Origin of the sequence: Pseudomonas sp. CK-NBRI-02 (assembly GCF_008124495.1) — a bacterium.
GTDB lineage: Bacteria > Pseudomonadota > Gammaproteobacteria > Pseudomonadales > Pseudomonadaceae > Aquipseudomonas > Aquipseudomonas guariconensis.
In genome coordinates, this window is the sequence record NZ_VSJH01000018.1 from 37814 (window position 1) to 56683 (window position 18870).

The following is an 18870-nucleotide window of genomic DNA, read 5'->3' on the forward strand; positions in this document are numbered from 1 at the left end:
CCTTACGGTCCAAGGGGCAGGGGTGGCGTAGAGGTTCCTCCGCCGGAAACACCATCGGTTAAGGTAAGGGTCTGCCGACAGACCTGCGAGGAGTAGTGATGAGCGAAGCGTTGACCATCCACCATGACCAGGCCGGTCATCAGTTCGAGACCAATGTGGACGGTCACCGTGCCTATCTGACGTACATGGACTTGGGCAAGCAGACGCTGGATATCTACCGTACCTTCGTGCCCAATGCCCTACGGGGGCGAGGCATCGCTGCAGCGTTGACCGAGAAGGCGCTGGAATACGCCGAGGAGATGGGCTACACGGTGATCCCCTCCTGCTCCTACGTCGAACGCTACATGGAGCGTCAGCAACGTCAGTCGAGCAAGGCCTGAACGGTACAATCGAACACCGAACATGAAAACGCCGGGCAATGCCCGGCGTTTTCGTTTGCTTCCGATTGTCAGCCGCGCTGACGCTGAGGCAGGACATCCTTGAGCTTGGCGCGCATGCTGCGCAGGGCCTTCTCGGTGGCGCTCCAGTCGATGCAGGCATCGGTAATGGAAACACCGTATTGCAGCTCGTTCAGGTCCTTCGGAATTGCCTGGCAACCCCAGTTCAGGTGGCTTTCGACCATCAAGCCGATGATCGACTGGTTGCCTTCGAGGATCTGGTTGGCGACGTTCTCCATTACCAGCGGCTGCAGGGCCGGATCCTTGTTGGAATTGGCATGGCTGCAATCGACCATGATGTTGGCCTTGATCTTGGCCTTGGCCAGATCTTGTTCGCACAGGGCAACGCTGACCGAATCATAGTTGGGCTTGCCGTTGCCACCGCGCAGCACCACGTGGCCATAGGCGTTGCCCTTGGTGGTGACGATCGACACGCCACCTTCCTGGTTGATGCCCAGGAAGCGGTGAGGCTTGGAGACCGACTGCAGGGCATTGATAGCCACGGTCAGGCCGCCGTCGGTGCCATTCTTGAAGCCGACTGCCGAGGACAGGCCGGAGGCCATTTCCCGGTGGGTCTGGGATTCGGTGGTGCGGGCGCCGATGGCCGACCAGCTGATCAGGTCCTGCAGGTACTGCGGGGAGATCGGGTCGAGTGCCTCGGTGGCGGTGGGCAGGCCCATTTCGGCCAGGTCCAGCAGCAACTTGCGACCGATGTGCAGACCGTCCTGGATCTTGAAGGAGTCATCCAGGTAAGGGTCGTTGATCAGGCCTTTCCAGCCGACGGTGGTACGCGGCTTCTCGAAGTACACGCGCATCACCAGGTAAAGGGTGTCGGAAACTTCTTCGGCCAGCACCTTCAGGCGTTCGGCATACTCGTGGGCGGCTTTGATGTCGTGGATGGAGCAGGGGCCCACCACGACGAAGAGTCGATGGTCCTTGCCGTCGAGGATGTTGCGCACCACTTCTCGGCCGGCAGTCACGGTCTGCAGGGCCTTGGCGCTGAGGGGGAGTTCCTTCTTGAGCTGATCGGGGGTGATCAAAGTCTCGTTGGAGGCAACGTTAAGGTCGTCGATCGGTAAATCAGCCATCGTGTTACTCGTCAGGTCACGGGTGCCGGCCGCCAGCAATCCCCGTGCGGCCCAGCAGCAAGATTGTTCGCAACGGGGAGCCGAACCTTAGCGCGTTACAAGGTGGCTCGACAATGGGCTGCTCCCCGCCGGTACTGGGTTTTTACGACCAAGGCGTGATTTATTTGCAAGGTGGTACGGCCAGCTAAGGGGCGAGCGGATGCTTCTGCGTTCGAAAACCGAAGGGTTTAGGTGTAAAACCAAGTACCAGATTTCGGACAAGGAGCGCGTGTGGACACTCGCAACCCACGTATCGGCATTATCGGCAGCGGCGCCATCGGCGGTTTCTACGGGCTCATGCTTGCGCGGGCCGGTTTCGATGTGCATTTTCTGTTGCGCAGTGAATACCGCATCGTGCATGAGCATGGCATGGCCGTGGACAGCGCGGTTCACGGCCAATTGCACATGAAAGTGCAGGCCTACGCCTCGGCCGCCGACATGCCGCCCTGCGACTGGTTGCTGGTAGGCGCCAAGGCCACCAGCAACCGGGAGCTTGCACCGCTCATCCTCCAGGCCGCAGCCCCAGGTGCCAGGGTCGTGTTGTTGCAAAATGGCCTGGGCGTGGAGGAGCAGTTACGGCCGTCACTGCGCGCCGATATGCACTTGCTTGGCGGACTGTGCTTCATTTGCGTCAACCGCCAGGCACCTGGAGTGGTGTGCCATCAGGCGCTGGGCACGGTCAATCTGGGATACCACAGTGGTCCGGCCGAGGATCGAGGTGCCGCTATCGTTGCCCAAGGGGTGGCGCTGTTCCGGGCGGCGGGCATCGACTCCCTGGCCATGGATGACCTTGCTCAGGCCCGTTGGCAGAAGCTTGTATGGAATATGCCTTACAACGGTCTTTCGGTACTGCTTCAGGCCAGCACCACGGCACTGATGACGGACCCCGACAGTCGTGATCTGGTACGCGCGCTGATGGCTGAAGTGGTGCAGGGAGCCCAGGCTTGCGGCCATGACTTGCCGAATGGTTACGCCGAGCAACTGTTTCGCCTGACCGAAAAGATGCCTGATTACTGGCCAAGCATGTACCACGATCATGCCCAGCGGCGACCGCTCGAGTTGCAGGCGATCTATGCCGAACCGCTGGCACGTGCGCAAGCGGCTGGGTGTCATTTGCCGCAACTGCAGATGCTGTATCAGACCCTGGCCTTCATCGACCGTCGCAATCGCAGCGGCTGACCCCTCCAGGCCGGGCGCCGGCAGCGCGCCGGACGGCCAAGCGGTCGTACGCGGCGCTGCTAAGCTGAACCTTGCTCTGTCGTAACGGCAGTCGAGGAGGTCGAATGATTCATTCCATGCTGTATGCCACCGACCTCGGTGTATACGCGCCTTTTGTCATGCAGCACGCCTTGGCCCTGGCCCGGACATTCAACGCAGAGCTGTACGTGATCCATGCGGTGGAACCCATGGGCCAGTTCGCCGAGTCCCTGCTGCAGAGTTACCTCGACGAGCAGACCCTGGACGAGCTGCACAGCGAGGGTGTGAATACGGTCATGGCCAACATCGAGCAGCGGGTGTTGGAAAACTTTCGTGACGAACTAGGTGAAGAAGCGGACCTGGCCTTGATCCGGGCGGTGAGGGTGCGTCAGGGGGATCCGGCCCAGGTGATCATCGAGCAGGCTAAGCGCTTGAGCGTCGATCTGCTGATTTTCGGCAGTCACAGCCAGGGTGCAGGAGTGGATGTGCCGATCGGCCGCACTGCGGCGCGGTTGCTGCAACTGTCCCCGGTTCCGATCTACATGGTGCCGTTGGCGCAGCATTTGGGGCGTAGGAAAGGCTGAAACAGGGGGTAGGTCAAAACGAAGGCACGTAACAAAATAGTTCTAGTTTTATTTCGGGAACCACTAATATAGTTATATCTCATCGCTGCCTGCTGCCGGTGACCTACCGCTGATCCGAGGGAAACCTATGAAGCTTCAACAACTGCGCTATATCTGGGAAGTAGCGCACCATGACCTCAACGTCTCCGCGACAGCGCAGAGCCTCTATACCTCCCAGCCCGGGATCAGCAAACAGATCCGTCTGCTCGAAGACGAGCTCGGCGTCGAGGTCTTCGCCCGCAGCGGCAAGCATCTGACACGCGTCACTCCCGCCGGTGAGCGCATCATCAATACCGCCGGTGAAATCCTGCGAAAGGTCGAGAGCATCAAGCAGATCGCCCAGGAATTTTCCAACGAGAAAAAGGGCACCCTGTCCATCGCCACCACCCATACCCAGGCACGCTACGCGCTGCCGCCGGTGATCAGCAGTTTCATCAAGCAGTACCCTGAAGTCGCCCTGCACATGCATCAGGGTTCGCCCATGCAGATCGCCGAGATGGCTGCCGACGGCACCGTCGATTTCGCCATCGCCACCGAGGCGTTGGAGCTGTTCGGCGATTTGATCATGATGCCTTGCTACAAGTGGAACCGCTGCGTGGTGGTGCCTCAGGGGCATCCGCTGACCAAGCTGCCGAAGCTGACCCTCGAAGCGGTCGCCGAGTACCCGATCGTGACCTACGTGTTCGGTTTCACCGGACGTTCCAAGCTGGACGAGGCGTTCAATCACCGTGGCTTGACGCCGAAAGTGGTATTTACCGCCGCCGACGCCGACGTCATCAAGACATACGTACGCCTGGGGCTGGGCGTGGGCATCGTGGCCAAGATGGCTGTGGACACCAAGCTCGACAGCGACCTTGTGGCCCTGGACGCCAGCGAACTGTTCGAGGCCAGCATCACCAAGATCGGCTTCCGCCGTGGCACCTTCCTGCGTGGTTTCATGTGCGACTTCATCGAGAAATTCGCGCCGCACCTGACCCGCGAAGTGATGGCCAAGGCCATCCAGTGCCATAACAAGCAGGAGCTCGAAGAGCTGTTCGAAGGGGTCGAGCTGCCGGTGCATTGAGCTACAAGCTCCAAGCTACAAGCCACAAGAAAAAAGCGGTCCTCATGAGGGCCGCTTTTTTCTTGTGGCTTGTAGCTTGGAGCTTGTAGGGTCAGGCCTTGGTGATCAGGTTGCCGGCGTGCAGGCCGCATTCCTTCTGGGTCGACTCTTCCCACCACCAGCGACCTTCACGTTCGTGCTGGTTGGGCAGCACAGGGCGTGTGCACGGCTCGCAGCCGATGCTGATGAAGCCGCGCTCATGCAGGCTGTTGTAGGGCAGCTCGAGCATGCGGATATAGCCCCAGACTTCCTCGCTGGTCATCTGCGCCAGGGGGTTGAACTTGTAAAGGGTGCGCTCGGGTGTGGAAAACGCTGTGTCGATTTCCAGTGCTGCCACCTGGCTGCGAGTGCCGGGACTTTGATCGCGGCGCTGGCCGGTTGCCCACGCGCTCACGGTGGCCAGCTTGCGGCGCAGCGGCTCGATCTTACGGATGCCGCAGCATTCGCCATGGCCGTCCTTGTAGAAGCTGAACAGGCCTTTTTCCTTCACGAAAGGGTCGAGCAGGGCGCGGTCGGGGCTGAGGATCTCGATCGGCAGGTTGTACTGCTCGCGGACCTGGTCGATGAAGCGGTAGGTCTCCGGGTGCAGGCGACCAGTGTCAAGACTGAACACCTTGACCTGCTTGTTCAGCTTCCAGGCCATGTCGACCAGCACCACATCCTCGGCGCCGCTGAAGGAAATCCACAGGTCATCGCCGAAGTGCTCGAAGGCAAGCTTGAGGATCTCCTGGGGGGACTTGCTGGCATAGGTCGCGGCCAGGGCGGCGACGTCGAAGGGTTGGCTCATCAGGCGGTTTCCATCGTGTGTGTGGCGCTGTGCGCTCGTAGTGAGCCGATGGTAACAAAAAATGGAAGGTAGACGTTTGCCTTGAGGCGCCTCTTCGCGGTTCGGCCCGTGAAGAGGCGCCAACGGTCACAAGCTTTGCAGGGTTTCCATCAATACCCGCACCTTGGCGATGGACTCTTCGTACTCGGCCTGCCATTCGGAGTCGGCCACCACTGCGCCACCGCCCCAGCAGCAGACCTGACCTTTCTTGACCAACAGGCTGCGAATGGCGATGGAACTGTCCATCTCGCCCCGTACGTCCACGTACAGCAGCGAGCCGCAGTACAGCGCGCGGCGCGTCGGCTCGAGCTCGTCGATGATCTGCATGGCGCGGATTTTCGGGGCGCCGGTGATCGAGCCACCGGGGAAGCTGTCGCCGATCAGGTCCAGGGCATCCTTGCCGGCGGCCAGGCGCCCGGTGATGCTACTGACCAGGTGGTGGACGTTGGGGTAGCTTTCCAGGCTGAACAGCTCAGGCACCTTGACCGAGCCGATCTGGCAGGTGCGCCCCAGGTCGTTGCGCAGCAGGTCGACGATCATCAGGTTTTCCGAGCGATCCTTGGGGCTGTTCTGCAGCTCGGCGGCGTTGCGTGCGTCCTGCTGCGGATCGGCGGCGCGAGGGCGGGTGCCTTTGATCGGCCGGGTTTCAACCTGGCCCTGGCTTACCTGGATGAAGCGCTCCGGCGAGAAGCTCAGCAAGGCGCTGCCGTCGGCCAGCTGCTGATAGCCGGAGAACGGCGTCGGGCAGGCCTTGCGCAGCGCCTGATACGCCCGCCACGGGTCGCCTTGGCAGGGGGCGCGGAAACGCTGAGTCAGGTTGATCTGGTAGCAGTCGCCTGCCTGAATGTACGCCTGTACCTGATCGAACGCGTCCCGGTATTGCGTAGGATGCAGGTCACCGCGCATCGGCGCGAGCAAAGTGAAATCGCTTGCCTCATCGGCCTCAGGCGTTTCGAACAGCTCGATCAGGCGGGCGCGTTCGCCGGCCTCGAGGCTGGGGTGGAACACCAAGTGTGTCGTGCAGCGCAAATGATCACTGACCATGGCCCAGGCATACAGGCCCAGCTGCGCGTCCGGCAGGCCAAGGTCATCCTTAGCCTGGCTGGGTAAGTGCTCCAGGCGTCGACCGAAATCGTAGCTCAGGTAGCCGATCAGGCCGCCGGCGAACGGCAGTTCGATGCCGTCGGGCAACGTCGCGTGACCCAGATGAGCAAGAGCATCGCGAAGGCGTTGCAGATAGGCTCGGCCATCTTCTCCCGCCTCGGCTTGCAAATGCTGCAACGGCCAGGCGCTGAGCAGGTCGAAGCGACCACGCTCGGCGCCGGGGCGGGCACTGTCGAGCAGGATCGCGCCCGGCGCCTGACGCAGGCGGGCGAAATGGACAGCGGGGTCGATCTGATAGGGCAGGGGGTGGAGCGTACAGGTTGGCATCAGAGTGGACGGCGATGACAAAGCGAGGTGGGGGATTGTATTCGCCTGTGGGAGAAGCGCAAAGCTGTCGGGCGGAGAAGATGGCAGATGGCGAGGCTAGGCTCGTTCGCGACTGAGCCGGCTCCCACAGTAAAAGCGCTTGCACTGTGGGGGCCGGCGAAGCCTACGATGGGCTGCAAGGCAGCCCTGGGTTTATTGCGGGTGAACGTGCCCGAAGAGGCCTTGGGACACGCGTACGCGTTGCTCGGCGGTTTCCTTCACGCCGTCTTTGGCCAGCGCTTCCAGGTGCGCCTCGATGGCGTGGGTGCGCTGGGTCAGGCCGCAGTCGTTGGCGATCTGGATATTCAGACCCGGGCGGGCGTTGAGCTCGAGAATCAGCGGGCCTTTGTCCTGGTCCAGGACCATGTCGACCCCGATGTAGCCCAGGCCGCACAGTTCGTAGCAGCTGGCTGCCAGCTTCATGAAGCCATCCCAGTTCGGCAACTGCACGCCATCCACCGCGTTGGTGGTGTCCGGGTGCTTACTGATGATCTTGTTCAGCCAAGTGCCGCGCAGGGTCAGGCCGGTAGCCAGGTCCACGCCCACGCCGATCGCACCCTGGTGCAGGTTGGCCTTGCCGCCTGACTGGCGGGTCGGCAGGCGCAGCATGGCCATCACTGGGTAGCCCATCAGCACGATGATGCGAATGTCCGGCACCCCTTCATAGCTGATGCTCTTGAAGATCTGGTCCGGGGTGACTCGATACTCGATCAGCGCGCGGTCGCGGTGCCCTCCGAGCGAATAGAGCCCGGTGAGGATGCTGGAGATCTGATGCTCGATCTCCTCGTGGCTGATGATCTTGCCCGACACCGTGCGGTAACGGTCCTCGAAGCGGTCGGCGATCACCATGATGCCGTCACCACCGGCCCCCTGGGCCGGTTTGATGACGAAATCGTTGCGGTTGCCGATGATCTGGTCGAGTTTCTCGATCTGCTTTTCGGTCTCGATGATGCCGTACATCTCCGGCACATGGATGCCGGCCTTGATCGCACGCTCCTTGGTGATGATCTTGTCGTCGACGATCGGGTACAGGTGGCGCTTGTTGTACTTCAGGACGTAGTCCGCGTTGCGCCGGTTGATACCCATGATGCCCCGGGCCTCCAGGGCTTTCCAGGTCTTGATCAGTCCGAACATCAGGCGTCAGCCTTCACGAAAGCCTTGAAGCGAACGAGCTCGGTCAGGCGGTAGCCGCGGTAGCGACCCATCGCCAGCATGAAGCCCACCAGGATCAGCAGTACGGCCGGGAAGGTGAAGACGAAGTACACCAGCTCCGGCACCATCATCAGCAGGTGCGCCAGCGAAGCAGCGAACAGGGTGCCGATGGCCACCTTCATGGCATGGCCGCCGCCACGCTCTTCCCAGGTGATCGACAGGCGTTCGATGGTCATGGTCAGGATCACCATTGGGAACAGGGCCACCGAGAGGCCGCGTTCCAGGCCCAGCTTGTGACTGAACAGGCTGATGGCGGCGATCAGGACCACGACGAAGGTCAGCACCACCGACAGGCGCGGGAGCATCTGCAGCTTCAGGTGTTCAAGGTACGAGCGCAGCGACAGACCCAGGGCGGTGATCACCGTGAACAGCATGATGCCAAAGCCCAGCTGGGTTTCGCGGAAGGCCAGGGCGATCAGGACCGGGGTGAAGGTGCCGAGGGTCTGGATGCCGATCAGGTTGCGCAACACCAGGATCACCAGCACGCCGATCGGGATCATCACCATGATCATGAAGGTCTGCTGGGTCTGCAGGGGCAGGCCGTACAAGGAGTATTCCAGGAAGTCGGCGTCGGTGTTCTCGTCGGTCAGCTTGGCCAGGCGGATGGCGTTCATCTCGCTGTTGTTCATGCTGAAGGTGACGTTGGCTTTCTTGCCGCCATCGACGGTGATCAGGTTGTCATCACCGGTCCACCACAGCAGGCGATCGCTGGGCAGCCCCTGTTCGCCGGTATCGGGATTGAAGTACAGCCAGTCGTTGCCGTTGAAGCTGCGCAGCCACAGTTCGGGTGTTTGCGGGGTGTCGGCAACCAGGCGGATGGTGTGGACTTTCTCCATCGGCACGTGGGCGATGGACAGCAGCAAGTCGATGACTTGGGCTTTCTTCATCGACGAGGTATCGCCGGCCAGCAGCAGCTTGACGTTGTCGTCGTTGAGGTTGTTGACCCGCTTGATGGTCTCGCTGACGAAGGTCTCGACATCGGCCGAATGCTGGCGGATCGGTGCCATCAGCGCTTCAGCGGCGATCTTCTCAGGGCCTTCGACCGCCAGGCTGTCGCGGAAGGTCGGGCCTTTGACCGTGGTCTTCTCGTTGCTGTAGCGCTTGGTCAGCACCAGGCGGTAGTAAAGGGTCTGGTTGCCGCTGGCTCGGCGGGCCGACCAGGTCACCTTGCGGTTGCCGTCGGCGCGGTTGACGCTCACCCCATAGTTGTTGGAGATGAAGCTCTCGTTGAGGCTGACATAGTCACGGTTCAGGGGGGGCACGAACATCTGCACCTTGACCGGGTCCTTCGAGTTGGCGACGAACTCGACCTTGGCGTCGATGTTCCACAAATCGTCGGTTTCATCCTCGGTCACCGGGATGCCAAGGATGAAGATCTGATAGGCCGTGACCAGCACGCCCAGGAGCACCAGGACGGTGATCAGGACTTTCAGGTGAAGGGTAAGAGAGCGCATCGGAATTACTCTGCGGTGGGAGCTTTGGTGGCGCAGGCAGGTTTGCCGGCCGCGTATTTAAGGCTTGGGTCGACCAGCGCGTCAAAGTGCTTGAGCGCCTCGGAACCAATGAGCAACGGGAACTGGAAGGCACTGCGGTCGGTGAGGTTGACCTCGATGGTGCGCCTGGCCTGACCCATGCAGATATCCAGTTCGATAACCGGGCGGGCGGTGTAGGCCTTGCCTTCGTCGGGGTTGTAGTCGCCGGCCCGGCGCTTGATCTTGCTGACGCGGGCCAAGGGACGCTCGATCGGATGCGAATGGGCAGCATCGATGGCCAGGTAGAAACGTACCCAGCTTTCGCCGTTGCGCTTGAAGCGCTTGATGTCTCGGGCACTCAGGGACGCGGTCTTGGCGCCAGTGTCGAGTTTGGCCGCCACCTCCAGATCAAGATCGGAAAGGCGTGCATATTCATTCAGGCCGTACACGGTCTTTTCTCCCGCCTGGCCAAGGGCCGGCAGCAGGGCGAGGCAGAACAGCAATGAAGCGGGTGTAAGTCTCATAAATCCTGGCGCGGTGCTGTGCGGGTTCGGGGCAAGGCGACTGGCAAGTACTGCGCAAGCTTCCTCGTTCATCTGTCAACACGCTGAAAAGGTTGGCAGACACACTATCCATACTCCCTTGGGAGGCGCGGCATTCTATCACGCCGACAGTTGGACGCCAGCGCGCCGCGATCTGACAGCAGGTGTATCGGGTAAGTTCGTTCTTAGACGATTGTCGACAATATTGATTTTGTCTTTGACTCCATTGCTCCGTTTAGCTAGCTTTGGCGCTATTGAAACGCAAGGTGTCGACAATATGTTGGATGCAAGCCAAGCGCTCCTGTCTGCGTCGGATGAGTCGGAAACGCTCTCGGAGAACGTCTTCCGGCGTATCCAGGCGGCCATCGTCAAAGGCGAGATCGCCCCGGGCAGCAAGATCTCCGAACCGGAACTGGCTCGCACCTATGGGATAAGCCGTGGCCCGTTGCGCGAGGCCATTCACCGTCTGGAAGGCCAGCGCTTGCTGGTTCGGGTTCCGCATGTCGGCGCCCGGGTGGTGTCGCTCAATCACGCCGAACTCATCGAGCTGTACGAAATCCGTGAATCGCTTGAAGGCATGGCTTGTCGTTTGGCTGCCGAGCGTATGAGCCTAGCCGAGATCGATGAGTTGCGCCGGGTACTGGACACCCACGAGCGCGACGCGGCGTTCCAGGCCGGCGTCGGCTACTACCAGCAGGAAGGCGATTTCGACTTCCACTACCGGATCATCCAGGGCAGCGGCAACCAGACCCTGGTCAAGATGCTCTGCGGCGAGCTGTACCAGCTGGTGCGCATGTACCGCATCCAGTTCTCCGCCACGCCCAATCGTCCACGCCAGGCGTTCGCCGAACACCATCGCATTCTCGATGCCATTGCCGACCGTGACGGCGAGCTGGCCGAACTCCTGATGCGTCGCCACATCGGCGCATCCAAGCGCAACATCGAGCGTCACTACCAAGGCGCCGACAACAATAGCCCACGAGGTGAGTCATGACTTTGAAGAGCACGCCCGGCCAGCGTTTCCGTGACGCGGTTGCCGCCGAACATCCGTTGCAGGTGGTCGGGACCATCAATGCCAATCATGCCCTGCTGGCCAAGCGTGCCGGCTTCAAGGCCATCTACCTCTCCGGCGGCGGTGTCGCGGCGGGCTCCCTGGGCCTGCCTGACCTGGGCATCAGCGGCCTGGATGATGTGCTGACCGACGTGCGCCGGATCACCGATGTGTGCGACCTGCCGTTGCTGGTGGATGTCGACACCGGTTTCGGTGCATCGGCTTTCAACGTAGCCCGTACCGTGCGCTCGATGATCAAGTTCGGCGCGGCGGCCATTCATATCGAGGACCAGGTCGGCGCCAAGCGCTGCGGCCACCGCCCGAACAAGGAAATCGTCACCCAGCAGGAAATGGTCGACCGCATCAAGGCCGCGGTGGATGCCCGCACCGATGACAGCTTCGTGATCATGGCTCGTACCGACGCTCTGGCCGTCGAAGGCCTGAACGCCGCCCTGGACCGCGCCGCCGCCTGCATCGAGGCCGGTGCCGACATGATCTTCCCCGAGGCGATCACCGAGCTTTCGATGTACAAGACCTTCGCTGACCGCGTGAAGGCGCCGATCCTGGCCAACATCACCGAATTTGGCGCCACGCCGCTGTACACCACCGAAGAGCTGGCCTCGGTCGATGTCTCGCTGGTGCTGTACCCGCTGTCGGCCTTCCGGGCCATGAACAAGGCAGCCGAGAACGTCTATACCGCACTGCGCCGCGACGGTACCCAGAAGAACGTTGTCGACACCATGCAAACGCGCATGGAGCTCTACGATGCCATCGGCTATCACGCCTTCGAGCAAAGCCTCGATGCGCTGTTCGCCCAGAAGAAAGGCTGAAGGTTCGAGGCTGTGCAGGAGTGAGCGGCCGGTTCGCAGGTAAGACCGCTCCCACAGGGTTTTCGCTGATGCTCGATGATGCGCCGGACCTGCAGGAGTGGGTTTCACCCCACGAATGAGGCCGGCACAGGCAACCGAATTAGCCAGCAAGATTTCGATAACAAATTCAAGAAAGGAGAACACACCATGGCCGAAGCAAAAGTACTCAGTGGCGCAGGCCTGCGTGGCCAGGTGGCCGGCCAGACCGCGCTGTCGACCGTTGGCCAGGCCGGTGCCGGCCTGACCTACCGTGGCTACGATGTCCGCGATCTGGCGGCCGGTGCCGAATTCGAAGAAGTCGCCTACCTGCTGCTGTACGGCGAGCTGCCGACCAAGGCAGAGCTGGCTGATTACAAACGCAAGCTCAAAGGCCTGCGCGAGCTGCCCCAGGCCCTCAAGGAAGTGCTCGAACGCATCCCCCGCGACGCCCACCCGATGGACGTGATGCGCACCGGCTGCTCGGTACTGGGCACCTTGGAGCCTGAACTGACCTTCGAGGCCCAGCGCGAGAAGACCGACCGCCTGCTGGCCGTCTTCCCGGCGATCATGTGCTACTGGTACCGCTTCACCCACCATGGCGTACGCATCGATTGCACCAGCGACGAAGACACCCTGGGCGGCCACTTCCTGCACCTGCTGCATGGCAAGAAGCCGAGCGAGCTGCACGTCAAGGTGATGAATGTCTCGCTCATTCTCTACGCCGAGCACGAGTTCAACGCCTCGACCTTCACCGCCCGTGTCTGCGCCTCGACCCTGTCGGACCTGTATTCGTGCATCACTGCAGCCATCGGTTCGCTGCGCGGCCCGCTGCACGGCGGCGCGAACGAAGCGGCCATGGAGCTGATCGAGCGCTTCCAGAGCCCGCAGGAGGCCGTTGCCGAGCTGCTGCGCATGCTTGAGCGCAAGGACAAGATCATGGGCTTTGGCCATGCGATCTACAAAGAGTCCGATCCGCGCAACGAGGTCATCAAGGGCTGGTCGAAGCAGTTGGCCGACGAAGTGGGTGACACCGTGCTGTACCCGGTCTCCGAAGCGATCGACAAGACCATGTGGGAGCAGAAGCGCCTGTTCCCCAACGCCGACTTCTACCATGCCTCGGCGTACCACTTCATGGGCATCCCGACCAAGCTGTTCACTCCGATCTTCGTCTGCTCGCGCCTGACCGGCTGGGCTGCGCACGTCTTCGAACAGCGCGCCAACAACCGCATCATCCGTCCGAGTGCCGAGTACGTTGGCGTCGAGCAACGCAAGTTCGTGCCCATCGAGCAGCGTTGAAACAGAGCGCTCCGCGTTCCCAGCAGGAGAGGAGCAAGCCCGCTCCTGCAGGGGTGGTGCCCGCTTAGGTAAACCGTGACCGAGCCTGATAACGATATGAACACCGCATTTCGCAAGAACCTACCAGGCACCGACCTGGACTACTTCGACGCCCGCGCGGCCGTCGAGGCGATCAAGCCCGGCGCCTACGATGGCCTGCCGTACACTTCCCGCGTGCTCGCCGAGAACCTGGTGCGCCGTTGCGATCCGGCTACCCTCAACGCTTCCCTGGAGCAGCTGATCGAGCGCAAGCGCGATCTGGACTTCCCATGGTTCCCGGCGCGCGTGGTCTGCCACGACATTCTCGGACAGACCGCCCTGGTCGACCTGGCGGGCCTGCGTGATGCCATCGCCGAAAAAGGCGGTGACCCGGCCCAGGTCAACCCGGTGGTGCCGGTGCAATTGATCGTCGATCACTCCCTGGCGGTGGAATGCGGTGGTTTCGACCCGCAGGCATTCGAAAAGAACCGCGCCATCGAAGATCGCCGCAACGAAGACCGTTTCCACTTCATCAACTGGACCAAGAAGGCGTTCAAGAACGTCGATGTGATCCAGCCGGGCAACGGCATCATGCACCAGATCAACCTGGAGAAGATGTCCCCGGTCATCCACAACGATCATGGCGTGGCCTACCCGGACACCTGTGTCGGCACCGACAGCCATACTCCGCACGTCGATGCGCTGGGCGTGATCGCCATCGGCGTCGGTGGCCTGGAAGCCGAGAACGTCATGCTCGGCCGCGCCTCCTGGATGCGCCTGCCGGAAATCGTCGGCGTCGAACTGACCGGCAAGCTGCAACCGAACATCACCGCCACCGACCTGGTCCTGGCGCTGACCGAATTCCTGCGCAAGCAGAAAGTGGTCGGTGCCTACCTGGAGTTCCATGGTGAAGGTGCCCGCGCCCTGACCCTGGGGGATCGCGCCACCATTTCCAACATGGCGCCGGAGTACGGCGCGACGGCGGCGATGTTCGCCATCGACCAACAGACCATCGATTACCTCAAGCTGACCGGCCGTGAAGAGCAACAGGTCAGGCTGGTGGAAACCTATGCCAAGACCGCCGGCCTGTGGGCCGACAGCCTGGCCAAGGCCGAATACGAGCGTGTCCTGAGCTTTGATCTCTCGAGCGTGGTGCGCAACATGGCTGGCCCGTCCAACCCCCACGCCCGCGTCGCGACCAGCGACCTGGCCGCCAAGGGGATCGCCGGTGCCTGGGAGCAAGTCCCCGGGCAGATGCCAGACGGTGCGGTGATCATCGCTGCCATCACCAGCTGCACCAACACCAGCAACCCGCGCAATGTGATCGCTGCAGGCCTGCTGGCGCGCAATGCCAACAAGCTGGGCCTGACCCGCAAGCCGTGGGTCAAGTCCTCCTTGGCGCCAGGCTCCAAGGCCGTGCAGCTGTACCTGGAAGAAGCCGGGCTGGAGAAGGAGCTGGAGCAACTGGGCTTTGGCATCGTCGCCTTCGCCTGCACTACCTGCAACGGCATGTCCGGTGCGCTGGACCCCAAGATCCAGCAGGAAATCATCGACCGCGACCTGTATGCCACCGCCGTGCTGTCCGGCAACCGCAACTTCGATGGGCGCATCCACCCGTATGCCAAGCAGGCGTTCCTGGCTTCGCCGCCCCTGGTCGTGGCCTACGCCATCGCCGGCACCATCCGCTTCGACATCGAGAAGGACGTGCTGGGTGTGGTCGATGGCAAGGAAATCCGTCTGAAGGATATCTGGCCGAGCGATGCGGAAATCGACGCCGTGGTCCAGGCAGCGGTCAAGCCGGAGCAGTTCCGCAAGGTGTACATCCCGATGTTCGCCATCGAGCAGGACACCGGGCCGAAGGTTGCGCCGCTGTACGACTGGCGTCCAATGAGCACCTACATCCGCCGCCCGCCGTACTGGGAAGGTGCCCTGGCTGGCGAGCGCACGCTGCGTGGCATGCGCCCGCTGGCGCTGCTGCCGGACAACATCACCACCGACCACCTGTCGCCGTCCAACGCCATCATGCTCGACAGCGCTGCGGGTGAGTACCTGGCGAAAATGGGCCTGCCGGAAGAGGACTTCAACTCCTACGCCACCCACCGCGGTGATCACCTGACCGCCCAGCGCGCCACCTTCGCCAACCCCAAGCTGTTCAACGAGATGGTGCGCAAGGAAGACGGCAGCGTGAAACAGGGTTCGCTGGCGCGCATCGAGCCGGAAGGCAAGGTGACCCGCATGTGGGAAGCCATCGAGACCTACATGGAGCGCAAGCAGCCGTTGATCATCGTTGCCGGCGCCGACTACGGCCAGGGCTCATCCCGTGACTGGGCGGCCAAGGGCGTGCGGCTGGCCGGGGTCGAGGCGATCGTCGCCGAAGGCTTCGAGCGCATCCACCGCACCAACCTGGTGGGTATGGGCGTGTTGCCGCTGGAGTTCCTGCCGGGCACCAACCGCAAGACCCTGGACCTGGATGGCAGCGAGACCTATGACGTGCTTGGCGCGCGTACCCCGCGTGCGACCCTGACCCTGGTGGTGACCCGTCGTAACGGCGAGCGCCTCGAGGTGCCGGTGACCTGCCGTCTGGATACCGCCGAGGAAGTGTCGATCTACGAGGCGGGTGGTGTGCTGCAGCGCTTTGCCCAGGACTTCCTGGAAGCGACCGCCTAAACAGGAGCAGCACGGTCCTTGTGGGAGCGGGTTTGCCCGCGAAGCGTTCGATCAGGCAACACTGTTGCCCGTGCTCACGCTTTGGCGAGTAAACGTGCTCTCACAGGGGCGTGCAAACAGGAATTCGAACATGGCACATGTACCGCAAGTCAAGATTCCCGCAACGTACATCCGTGGCGGCACCAGCAAAGGCGTGTTCTTCCGTCTTCAAGACCTGCCCGAGCGCGCCCAGCAACCGGGCCCGGCGCGCGACGCGCTGCTGCTGCGGGTGATCGGTAGCCCCGACCCCTACGGCAAGCAGATCGACGGCATGGGCGGCGCCACTTCCAGCACCAGCAAGACGGTCATCCTCGCGCGCAGCACTCGCCCTGAGCATGACGTCGACTACCTGTTCGGCCAGGTCTCCATCGACAAGGCGTTCGTCGACTGGAGCGGCAATTGCGGCAACCTGTCGGCCGCTGTCGGTTCCTTCGCCATCAGCGCAGGCCTGGTGGATACGGCGCGCATTCCGCGCAACGGCATCGCCACCGTGCGCATCTGGCAGGCCAACATCGGCAAGACCATCATCGCCCATGTGCCGATCACTGACGGCGAGGTGCAGGAGACTGGTGATTTCGAGCTCGACGGCGTGACCTTCCCGGCAGCCGAGGTGCAGCTGGAGTTCCTCGATCCGGCTGCCGACGAGGAGGGCGGCGGTGGTTCGATGTTCCCCACCGGCAATCTGGTCGATGATCTGGAGGTACCGGGTGTCGGGACCTTAAAGGCGACCTTGATCAATGCCGGTATCCCGACCATCTTCGTCAATGCTGCCGATATCGGTTACACCGGCACCGAGCTGCAGGATGCCATCAACGGCGATTCTGCCGCGCTGATGCGCTTCGAGACACTCCGCGCCTATGGCGCAGTGCGCATGGGGCTGATCGAGCATGTCGACCAGGCGGTGGGGCGCCAGCACACGCCGAAGGTCGCCTTCGTCGCGCCGCCGGTGTCGTACACCGCGTCCAGCGGCAAGCCTGTCGAGGCGGGCGATGTCGACCTGCTGGTGCGCGCGCTGTCGATGGGCAAGCTGCACCACGCCATGATGGGGACTGCAGCGGTGGCGATTGGCACTGCCGCGGCGATTCCGGGCACGCTGGTCAATCTCGCCGCTGGCGGCGGCGAGCGCAGCGCTGTGCGGTTCGGTCATCCCTCTGGCACCTTGCGGGTTGGGGCCGAGGCGCGCAAGGTGGACGGTGAATGGACCGTGACCAAAGCGATCATGAGCCGCAGTGCTCGCGTGTTGATGGAAGGCTGGGTGCGCGTGCCTGGCGATAGCTTCTAGCACGTCGTTGGCGCTCGGCTTGCGTTGAGAAGGGGCTGCGCTGCGGCCCCCTATTCAAGGGAGCAGACAATGAGCGCCAACGTAGACCTCAACGACCGCCCGGACTACGACCGGGTCCTGCAGACCATCGCCGACTACGTACTCGACTACCAGGTCGAGTCGGTCGAAGCCCTGGATACCGCCCGCAACTGTCTGATGGACACCCTGGGCTGCGGCTTGCTGGCGCTGCGCTTTCCTGAATGCACCAAGCACCTCGGCCCGCTGGTGGAGGGCACCGTGGTCCCTCATGGCGCAAGGGTGCCCGGTACGGCCTACCGGCTGGACCCGGTCAAGGCTGCCTGGGACATCGGCTGTACCGTGCGTTGGCTGGATTACAACGACACCTGGCTGGCCGCCGAATGGGCCCATCCCTCCGATAACCTGGGCGGCATCCTTGCGGTTGCCGACCACCTTTCGCAAAAACGCGTGGCCAACGGTGAATCGCCGCTGACCATGCGCACGGTGCTCGAAGCCATGGTCATGGCACACGAGATCCAGGGGGTGCTGGCCTTGGAAAACGCCTTCAATCGCGTCGGCCTCGATCACGTGGTACTGGTCAAGGTTGCCTCCACGGCAGTGTGCGCCAAACTGATGGGCGCCAATCGGGCGCAATTGCTCTCGGCCTTGTCCCATGCCTTCGTCGATGGCCAGGCGCTGCGGACGTACCGTCATGCGCCCAATGCCGGCTCGCGCAAGTCGTGGGCGGCGGGCGACGCCTCCAGTCGGGGAGTGCGCCTGGCCGATATCGCCATGCGTGGCGAGATGGGCGTACCGGGCGTACTCACGGCGTCGCAGTGGGGCTTTTACGATGTCTCGTTCAGCCATACCAACAAGGACTTGGCGCTCAAGCCCGTCGACCAGCGCACGTTGCGTCTCCCTCAAGCGTTCGGCACTTATGTCATGGAGAACGTGCTGTTCAAGATCAGCTTCCCGGCCGAATTCCACGCGCAGACGGCCTGTGAGGCTGCCGTGACGCTGCACCCGCAGGTGCGCAATCGCCTGCACGAAGTCGATCGCATCGTCATCACCACCAACGAGTCGGCGATCCGCATCATCTCCAAGGTCGGCCCCTTGGCCAATGCGGCCGATCGTGACCACTGCCTGCAATACATGACTGCAGTACCGCTGATCTTCGGCAACCTGGTAGCTGAGCACTACGAGGACGCATTCCATGCTGCCCACCCCAGCATCGATCGCTTGCGCGAGAAGATGGAAGTGGTCGAGGAGCCGCGCTTCAGCCGGGAATACCTGGAGGCGGACAAGCGCTCCATTGCCAATGGGCTGCAGGTGTTTTTCAAGGACGGGACCCATACCGCCCAGGTGGTGGTGGAGTACCCGATCGGCCATCGGCGGCGGCGCGGGGAGGGCATACCGCTGTTGGAGGCCAAGTTCAGGGAGAACCTGGCGACGCGGTTCGTGCATCAGCGCTGTGATGAGATCTTTGCCTTGTGCAAGGATCAGGCGAGGCTGGAAGGCACAGCGGTGCAGCGGTTTGTCGATCTCTTTGTGATGTGAGCGCGCCTTGCCAGCCTCTCGCGGGTAAACCCGCACGTTGTTCCATCTGCTTGTGCCCGCCAGGCGTCCAGGGCAGTCAATGCAAGGCCCACAAAAAAGCCCCGGCA

The 18870-nt window shown here is 62.4% G+C and carries 16 protein-coding genes; 10 read left to right on the forward strand and 6 right to left on the reverse strand.

Annotated elements, in window-relative coordinates; translation table 11 throughout:
* Nucleotides 1–98: 98 nt before the first annotated feature.
* The gene (locus DQ397_RS14685) at nt 99–380 is read left to right on the forward strand and encodes a GNAT family N-acetyltransferase (protein ID WP_043215814.1); all 282 of its coding nucleotides are present in this window, start codon (nt 99–101) and stop codon (nt 378–380) included.
* 68 nt (nt 381–448) lie between these two features.
* On the opposite strand, the gene DQ397_RS14690 is transcribed toward DQ397_RS14685, so the two are convergent.
* Nucleotides 449–1525, reverse strand: coding sequence for a 3-deoxy-7-phosphoheptulonate synthase (locus DQ397_RS14690; protein WP_043215813.1), 1077 nt, complete (start codon nt 1523–1525; stop codon nt 449–451).
* 270 nt (nt 1526–1795) lie between these two features.
* Here DQ397_RS14690 and DQ397_RS14695 point away from each other — a divergent pair, with 270 nt between their 5' ends.
* The 3 genes from DQ397_RS14695 to cysB all read left to right on the forward strand — a co-directional run bounded on the left by DQ397_RS14695 (nt 1796) and on the right by cysB (nt 4447).
* The gene (locus DQ397_RS14695; protein ID WP_043215812.1) at nt 1796–2743 is read left to right on the forward strand and encodes a putative 2-dehydropantoate 2-reductase; all 948 of its coding nucleotides are present in this window, start codon (nt 1796–1798) and stop codon (nt 2741–2743) included.
* A 104-nt stretch (nt 2744–2847) separates the two neighbouring features.
* Nucleotides 2848–3345 (forward strand): universal stress protein, encoded by a 498-nt coding sequence (locus tag DQ397_RS14700; RefSeq protein ID WP_043215810.1) that lies wholly within the window; start codon nt 2848–2850, stop codon nt 3343–3345.
* A gap of 127 nt (nt 3346–3472) precedes the next feature.
* On the forward strand, nt 3473–4447 hold the full coding sequence (gene cysB / locus DQ397_RS14705) for an HTH-type transcriptional regulator CysB (protein WP_027593928.1): 975 nt from the start codon (nt 3473–3475) through the stop codon (nt 4445–4447).
* Between the two features lie 91 nt (nt 4448–4538).
* Here cysB and DQ397_RS14710 read toward each other — a convergent pair whose 3' ends face one another.
* The 5 genes from DQ397_RS14710 to DQ397_RS14730 form a co-directional block, all read right to left on the reverse strand.
* The gene (locus tag DQ397_RS14710) at nt 4539–5273 is read right to left on the reverse strand and encodes a phosphoadenylyl-sulfate reductase (protein ID WP_043214017.1); all 735 of its coding nucleotides are present in this window, start codon (nt 5271–5273) and stop codon (nt 4539–4541) included.
* Between the two features lie 126 nt (nt 5274–5399).
* The gene (gene pabB / locus DQ397_RS14715) at nt 5400–6743 is read right to left on the reverse strand and encodes an aminodeoxychorismate synthase component I (RefSeq protein WP_043214014.1); all 1344 of its coding nucleotides are present in this window, start codon (nt 6741–6743) and stop codon (nt 5400–5402) included.
* Nucleotides 6744–6935: 192 nt separating this feature from the next.
* Complete coding sequence (locus DQ397_RS14720) at nt 6936–7916, reverse strand: alpha-L-glutamate ligase-like protein (RefSeq protein ID WP_043214012.1); 981 nt, start codon at nt 7914–7916, stop codon at nt 6936–6938.
* Nucleotides 7916–9448 carry an inactive transglutaminase family protein gene (locus DQ397_RS14725; protein WP_043214010.1) on the reverse strand — a complete coding sequence of 511 codons (1533 nt, stop codon included), beginning with the start codon at nt 9446–9448 and terminating at the stop codon, nt 7916–7918. Before DQ397_RS14725 ends, DQ397_RS14720 begins: the two co-directional genes overlap by 1 nt.
* 5 nt (nt 9449–9453) lie before the next feature.
* A complete protein-coding gene (locus DQ397_RS14730; RefSeq protein ID WP_043214007.1) occupies nt 9454–9990 on the reverse strand; it encodes an ATP-dependent zinc protease in 537 nt (178 codons plus the stop codon).
* 295 nt (nt 9991–10285) lie between these two features.
* On the opposite strand from DQ397_RS14730, the gene DQ397_RS14735 reads away from it, so the two are divergent.
* From DQ397_RS14735 to prpD, 6 genes are all read left to right on the forward strand, one after another.
* A complete protein-coding gene (locus tag DQ397_RS14735; RefSeq protein WP_043214004.1) occupies nt 10286–11002 on the forward strand; it encodes a GntR family transcriptional regulator in 717 nt (238 codons plus the stop codon).
* Complete coding sequence (gene prpB, locus DQ397_RS14740; RefSeq protein WP_043214002.1) at nt 10999–11889, forward strand: methylisocitrate lyase; 891 nt, start codon at nt 10999–11001, stop codon at nt 11887–11889. Before DQ397_RS14735 ends, prpB begins: the two co-directional genes overlap by 4 nt.
* A 186-nt stretch (nt 11890–12075) precedes the next feature.
* Nucleotides 12076–13203, forward strand: coding sequence for a 2-methylcitrate synthase (gene prpC, locus DQ397_RS14745; protein ID WP_043214001.1), 1128 nt, complete (start codon nt 12076–12078; stop codon nt 13201–13203).
* Nucleotides 13204–13299: 96 nt separating this feature from the next.
* On the forward strand, nt 13300–15888 hold the full coding sequence (acnD, locus tag DQ397_RS14750) for a Fe/S-dependent 2-methylisocitrate dehydratase AcnD (RefSeq protein WP_043213999.1): 2589 nt from the start codon (nt 13300–13302) through the stop codon (nt 15886–15888).
* Between the two features lie 130 nt (nt 15889–16018).
* Nucleotides 16019–17209 carry a 2-methylaconitate cis-trans isomerase PrpF gene (gene prpF, locus DQ397_RS14755; RefSeq protein ID WP_043213997.1) on the forward strand — a complete coding sequence of 397 codons (1191 nt, stop codon included), beginning with the start codon at nt 16019–16021 and terminating at the stop codon, nt 17207–17209.
* Between the two features lie 69 nt (nt 17210–17278).
* The gene (prpD, locus tag DQ397_RS14760; protein ID WP_043213995.1) at nt 17279–18763 is read left to right on the forward strand and encodes a 2-methylcitrate dehydratase; all 1485 of its coding nucleotides are present in this window, start codon (nt 17279–17281) and stop codon (nt 18761–18763) included.
* Nucleotides 18764–18870: the final 107 nt, after the last annotated feature.